The organism is uncultured Brachyspira sp. (genome assembly GCF_944390845.1).
GTDB lineage: Bacteria > Spirochaetota > Brachyspiria > Brachyspirales > Brachyspiraceae > Brachyspira > Brachyspira pulli.
The window spans coordinates 140,180-146,677 of record NZ_CALXRM010000001.1 but is presented as its reverse complement, the minus strand read 5'-3'; the positions used below and the strand labels follow the sequence as shown (position 1 = coordinate 146,677).

Genomic DNA, 6,498 nt, shown 5'->3' with positions numbered 1-6,498 from the left:
TTCTAGTAATTTAAATTATAAGGAATACCTTCTTTTTTTAAACTAAAAGTGTGCAATATCTATGGCTCTTAAACAATTAAAAATCATTAAAATATCTTGTAAAATTATTTAAAAATGTTAAAATATAACTTAATACAGTAATATCTTTTTTAGAAATATTAAAATTATATTACTAATTTTTTGTAATAATTTAAGGTTAATTTTATTTAATACAAATTTATATTTTAAGGAGTTAAAAATGGACAAGAAAAAAGAATTTAAAGTTGCAGTGGCAGGATACGGACATGTTGGTAAGGATACAGTAAAAACTATTATTGAGAATAATTCTATAATGGAAAATAGAACTGGGATAAAATTAACCGTAAAAACCATTTTTAGCAGAAATATAGATAAAGTTCAAAATGATAAATTTTTAGATAAAGTAGAAATTAAAACTAAAGATTTAAATGATATATTGAATGATGATGATATTGACATTGTAATAGAAGTTTTAGGAGGAATGGATACAGCAAAAGAACTTCTTATGAAAACAAAAAAGCCAGTTGTTACAGCTAATAAGGCATTACTTGCTAATTGTTTCGGAGAGCTTATAAAAGATAGAAAATCTGATATTGCATTCGAGGCTTCTGTTGCTGGTGCTATACCTATAATAAAAGCTATGAAAGAGAGTTTAGTTTCTGATAGAATTGAAGGAGTTTATGGTATAGTAAACGGTACTTGTAATTATATATTAACTAATATGACAAAAAATAATTTGGATTTTAATGTTGTTCTTAAAGATGCTCAAGAAAAAGGTTATGCTGAAGCTGATCCAACATTTGATATTGATGGTATAGATACTGCTCATAAATTATGCATACTTTCTTCTATTGCTTTTTGTAATGTTATAAGTTTTGATAAAATATTCATTAGAGGTATAAGAAATATTATATTAGATGATATTGTATTTGCTTCAGAACTTGGACTTACTATTAAATTAATATCTGAGGCTTCAATAGATGAAAATGATAATGCCTATATATATGTTATACCTACAATGCTTAAGGCTGATAATATGCTTTCTAAAGTTGATTATGCTTTCAATGCAATTACAGTTGTAGGGGATCGTTCAGGAGATACAGTATTTTACGGTTCTGGAGCAGGCGGAAGACCTACTAGCAGTGCTATAGTTTCTGATGCAGTTACTTTGGCTAGAAATACTTTAATTACTGATGAATTAAGAGTTCCTATACTTGGATTCGTTAATGAAAATAAAAATCTTAAAGTAAATGATTTTAAATATAAAAATGAAACTTTCTATGTAAGATTTAAATCAAATAATAATAATTTACTTGCATTTAATGAAGCTTTCTATGATATCAATATTGAAAAAAGTTTTGAAAGAAATGGGTATTTCATGTTTGTATTAAAAGATGTAAGCATTAATGATATTGTTGAAGCAATAGAAAAAGTTGAAAAGATTGAAGATATATTTATCGCTAAAATAAAATAATTTATTTTTCGATTTTTTATAAATAAAACATATACAGATTAGTTGTTTTTTACTGATTCTGTATATGTTTTTTATTTAGGAGTTTATTATGGCAATAGAACCGGAACAAGTATTAACTTTAATTAAAACAACTTCAAATTTACCATTGGTAAAAGTTAGCAGGGAAGATTATTTAAGAAAAGAATTTTCTTCTGGTTATTCAGACATAATGAATGATATTTTAAATAAAGGTCCTTACGAAGCAGGAGTTCCTGTAGAGGTTATAGAGCAAAAAGCAAAAGCGGCAATTAATTTTGAAACTAATAAAGCAACGGCAGTATCATTTGCAGCAGGTTTGCCAGGAGGATTGGCTATGATTGGCACTATACCTGCTGATTTAACTCAATTTATGGGACATAGTTTAAGAATAGCTCAAAAGCTAGCATATTTATCAGGTATGCCTGGATTTTCAAATTCTGAAGATATGACAGATGATGAAGCTAATATGGTTTTAGTTTATCTTGGTGTTATGTTTGGAGAAGCTCAGGCTGTATTAGCATTAAAAACAGTTACTCAGCATTTAGCTGGTGTAGCTTTGAAACAGCTCCCTAAAATGGCATTAACAAAAATGATTGGCTGGCCTACTATTAAGGCATTATTAAAAATGGTTGGAATAAAATTAACTAAAGATGTTGCTGCTAAAAGTGTAGCAAAAGTTATACCAGTATTAGGAGGAGTTGCTTCCGGAGGTTTAACATTTGCAAGTTTAAAGATAATGTCTAAAAGACTTTATGATAAATTATCAGAATCAAGATTTACTAATAAATAGTTTTTAAATTTTAAATTAAAAAAGACAATAGAAATATAAAAATCTATTGTCTTTTTTTGATGCATATATTTCTATTATTTTAATTTTATAAGTCTTAAATCTATAGCTATCATAAAGACGCATGGTAAAAATACTAATGTTATCATAGTAGAGAATATTAAACCATAAGCTAAACTCATAACTATAGGTACTATTAAATCAGCTCGTCCGCCTATACCATATACAGTAGGAAGTAATCCTCCGACAGTTGTTACAGTTGTTAAGAATATTGGTAAAAGTCTTTGAGTGGCACCTTCAACTATTGAATCAAATGCAAATCTCTTAGGACTTTCCATAGCATCAGGATTTGTTTTTCCAGATTCTATTATTTTATTTATTAAGTCTATCATTATAATACCATCATTAACAAGTACCCCGCATAATCCTACAATACCTATGAAACCGATAAATGACATTGGCATGCCATGTAAATAGAATGCTATAAATACTCCTGTTAATGTAAATGGTATTAAGAACATTATCATAAGAGGCTGTATGAATTTTTTGAACTGTAAAAGAAGTATCAAATATATTAATACTATTGCTATGAATAATGTAACAGTAAGTCCGTCTAATGCTCCAACTGTTTGATCTGCCTCACCTCCAAAACCTATTATTACACCTGGATATCTTTGGCTAATATCTTTAAATTTATCTTTTATTGCAAACATTACTTGTATAGATGTATTTTGTCCTTGAACTAAATCTGCAGTTATAGTTATACATCTTTGTCCATTATAGTGTCTTATAGAAGATACTCCATTTGTTTCAATTATTTTAGCGACATTTTTCAAATATAAAAGTCTGTTGTAGGTATTAGGTATTACAAGATTATTTAACACATTTGTGTCATATATATAATCTCTGTCTAATTGTACTCTGAAGTCTAATTTATAATCAAGTTCTTGTATTGATGTTGCAACAGTTCCGCTATATGCAGTTCTTAATTCATTAGCAACATTGGCGACATTCATACCTAATTGAGCTATTTCATCATAATCAAATAATACTCTTAATTCATCTTTACCAATTTTATCATCATCATAATAGTTTATTACACCGTTTAAACTTAATAAATACGCTTTTACTTCATCTCTTGCCTTTCTTGTTTGATTTATGTCGTTACCAACAATTTTTATATCAACTGCTTTACCTGGATCCATTGGAAGTTTAACGGATACCATTAAAGCATCTAATTCTTTTCTTAAAGTAGTTTTTTCTAATTCAGCATTGATATCGTCCATTATATCATAAGCTGTTTTTTTTCTTTCTGTTGATGGTATAAGATAAACTGTTATACCTGCTAAGTTTGCAGATTCTTCTGAAATATCTACTATGTTTTGATTGACTTGTTTTCCTATTACACTATTAACAGCTACTAAATTTTTAGGATCAACTGATTTATATATTACTTCTTCTATTTGTTCTACATACTTCATAGTGTTTTTAATAGAGTTACCTATTCCAGAGTCAATATTTATCATTATACTATCTGAACTTGTGTCATAAATAAGTATGAATTTTTTTAAACTGTCTTTAGCTAAGAAGAATGAGAATATTAAAAGTATTATAAAAAATAAAACAACAAGATATCTAAATTTTAATAATATTTTTAATGCTCTATTAAAAGGATTTTTCATAGCATTAAATAATTTTTCTTTATTAAAATCTAATGGATTTTTTATATTTTTTAAGAATTTAAATTTAGAATTTTTCTTTGTTTTATCCTGCAAATTATTAGGAAGTATGAATATAGCTTGGAATAAACTTGCAAGCAAAGCAACAACAACAACTTTAGGGAAAGGTGCTATTAATTTTCCTACAACATCTTTTGTTAGAAGCATAGGCATAAAAGCAACAACAGTAGTCATAGTAGCAACCATTATAGGGATTACAACATCACGAACAGCTTCAACAGTTCCGTCTAAACCGGTTCTTCCAACTTTTTGAAAATCATATATATTTTCACATACTACAATACTATTATCAACAACCATACCAATTACAGTTATTATACCAGCAAGAGATATTATATTGAATGTTAAATCTGAAAAATGAATATACGAGAAAGTTATAAATATTACAACTATCATTCCTATGCTTGTAAATAATGCACTTTTGAAATCCAAAAATATTATTAATACTATTAATATGATTATAAAACCAAATATCAAGTTACTGTTTGCTACATTTGTAAGAGCTAATACCATTCTTGAAGTTTCACCCATAGTAGTAACTTCAACATTTTCTGGTATTAATTTTTGATTGTTTTTTATAAATTCATTTATATTTTCAGTGGTTTTTACTATATCAGCATTTTCTTTTTTTAGTATACTTAATGAATATCCGGGCTGACTGTTGATTCTTATATAAACAGATTTTTCAACGAAATCTCTGTCTACTTTAGCCAAATCTTGTATTCTTACTCTTTGTCCGTTAAAAGTAGAACGTACTACTACATTGCTTGCTTCTGTAGGTGTTTCAAATTGCCCCATAGTAACAATGGTTTTTTCTTCTTCATTTTCTTCTAAATCCATATAAATAGGCTTTTTCAAATCACCGCTTGTCGCTCTTATATTTCTTGCTGAAAGTGAATTAATTATGTCTGTTAATGAAATATAATATTCCTGTAATTTTTTTGGATCAGCTAATATTTTTACTTCCGGGTCTGTTCTTCCCTGCACTCTTATATCAGCAACACCATCAACATATTTTAATTGTCTTTCTAATTCTTTACTGAAATCATATAGTACTCTTTCATCTCCTTGTACACCTTTTTTGAAATGCACACCTATATTATATATTGGAGTTAATTTTGGGTTTATGTCTGTTATTTCTATAGTCTCAACTTCTTCTGCCATATCCGGAACACTTTGCATTTTTCTAAAAATATCATCTTTAGCTTTGCTTGTATCTATTTCCATATCTAACTGTACAAATATGATTGCAGCATTTTCTGTTATGATAGAAGTAAATTCATCTATTCCAGATATTGTTCTTAATTGGTCTTCTATTTGTATAACGGCATTTTGCTCAACATCTAATGGAGAAGCTCCAGGGTATACAACCTGTAAAATCATGAGTTCTAGGTCAGTAGACGGAAATGATTCTTTATCAATATTGTAGTATGAATATAGACCTATCATAATAGATACAAATATAATAATATTAACTAGCATTCGATTGTTGGCAAAGAAATATATTAAATTCTTCATTATTTTTTATCTCCAATATATTAATCATTTACTAATTTTATATATATTAAGTATAATACATTTTAGTATGAATTTGTACATTTTGTATAAAAATATAAATTATCAAATTTGACATAATTTAAAAAGTGTCTATTAATTGGTACGTATTTTGATTATTTTATAGACATAAGTATTATAGTGTTCATTTAATTTTTTGTTTGTTATATTTTTTTTCTATTATTATTTATTATTGTTATAATTAATAGTTTACATTTTATGATATTATAATATAATAATGTTTGTTTATTGATTAGATATATTATTTATATTTTGCTTAGGAACATTTATATGAAAAATAGTTCAAATAAAAATAATGCTAGAGTAAAAAAGACAAAAAAAATACTTGAAGATTCATTGGGACTTTTATTAGAAGAAAAACCATTTGAAGATATAAGAGTAATTGATATCTGTGCAAAAGCTAATATGCATAGAAGTACTTTTTATACTTATTACAATGATAAATATGAACTATTAAAATCTAAGCTAGATGAGTATGAAGCTAAATTTTTAGAAGATTTAAATAGATATAAAATAGAAAATAAATTAAAAGATTCCCATATAGATATAATGGAAAAAATATTACAATATTTTTATCTTAATAGAAAATATTTAAAAATAATATTTCAAAACAATAAAGACGGAAGTATTACAAAGATTTTAAGAGAATATCTGGCTTCTTATGTAATAGAGGGTATTAAAGATTTCAAAACTATAAGACCTCAAAAAGAAACAGTTGTTAGAGTTATGGGAAGTTTTTATTCAGGAGCTTTTATATCTGTTCTTACAGACTGGATTTTAAATGACTGCTTTATATCGGTAGAAGATTTAGCAACTTATATATCAGATATCATAATGCAAAGAGTTTTTTCGGAGTAATTATTTTCTTTTCAATTTAATCATTCAAT

4 protein-coding genes are annotated in these 6,498 nt (G+C 26.5%); 3 read left to right on the top strand and 1 reads right to left on the bottom strand.

What is annotated here, in order from left to right:
- The first annotated feature begins 238 nt into the window (after positions 1-238).
- The gene (locus tag Q0K52_RS00470) at positions 239-1,492 is read left to right on the top strand and encodes a homoserine dehydrogenase (protein WP_297295353.1); all 1,254 of its coding nucleotides are present in this window, start codon (positions 239-241) and stop codon (positions 1,490-1,492) included.
- Positions 1,493-1,580: 88 nt separating this feature from the next.
- Positions 1,581-2,300: a hypothetical protein gene (locus Q0K52_RS00465; RefSeq protein ID WP_297295351.1), complete on the top strand. Its 720-nt coding sequence runs from the start codon at positions 1,581-1,583 to the stop codon at positions 2,298-2,300.
- A gap of 74 nt (positions 2,301-2,374) precedes the next feature.
- Here Q0K52_RS00465 and Q0K52_RS00460 read toward each other — a convergent pair whose 3' ends face one another.
- Positions 2,375-5,554 carry an efflux RND transporter permease subunit gene (locus Q0K52_RS00460; RefSeq protein WP_297295349.1) on the bottom strand — a complete coding sequence of 1,060 codons (3,180 nt, stop codon included), beginning with the start codon at positions 5,552-5,554 and terminating at the stop codon, positions 2,375-2,377.
- Between the two features lie 327 nt (positions 5,555-5,881).
- Between Q0K52_RS00460 and Q0K52_RS00455 the strand changes: the two genes are divergently transcribed.
- A complete protein-coding gene (locus Q0K52_RS00455) occupies positions 5,882-6,469 on the top strand; it encodes a TetR/AcrR family transcriptional regulator C-terminal domain-containing protein (RefSeq protein ID WP_297295347.1) in 588 nt (195 codons plus the stop codon).
- Positions 6,470-6,498: the final 29 nt, after the last annotated feature.

Bases quoted from the DNA above. Each gene is read 5' to 3' on its own strand.
- Q0K52_RS00470 (WP_297295353.1), top strand. From the start codon at position 239: ATGGACAAGAAAAAAGAATTTAAAGTTGCAGTGGCAGGATACGGACAT.
- Q0K52_RS00465 (WP_297295351.1), top strand. From the start codon at position 1,581: ATGGCAATAGAACCGGAACAAGTATTAACTTTAATTAAAACAACTTCA.
- Q0K52_RS00460 (WP_297295349.1), bottom strand. From the start codon at position 5,554: ATGAAGAATTTAATATATTTCTTTGCCAACAATCGAATGCTAGTTAAT.
- Q0K52_RS00455 (WP_297295347.1), top strand. From the start codon at position 5,882: ATGAAAAATAGTTCAAATAAAAATAATGCTAGAGTAAAAAAGACAAAA.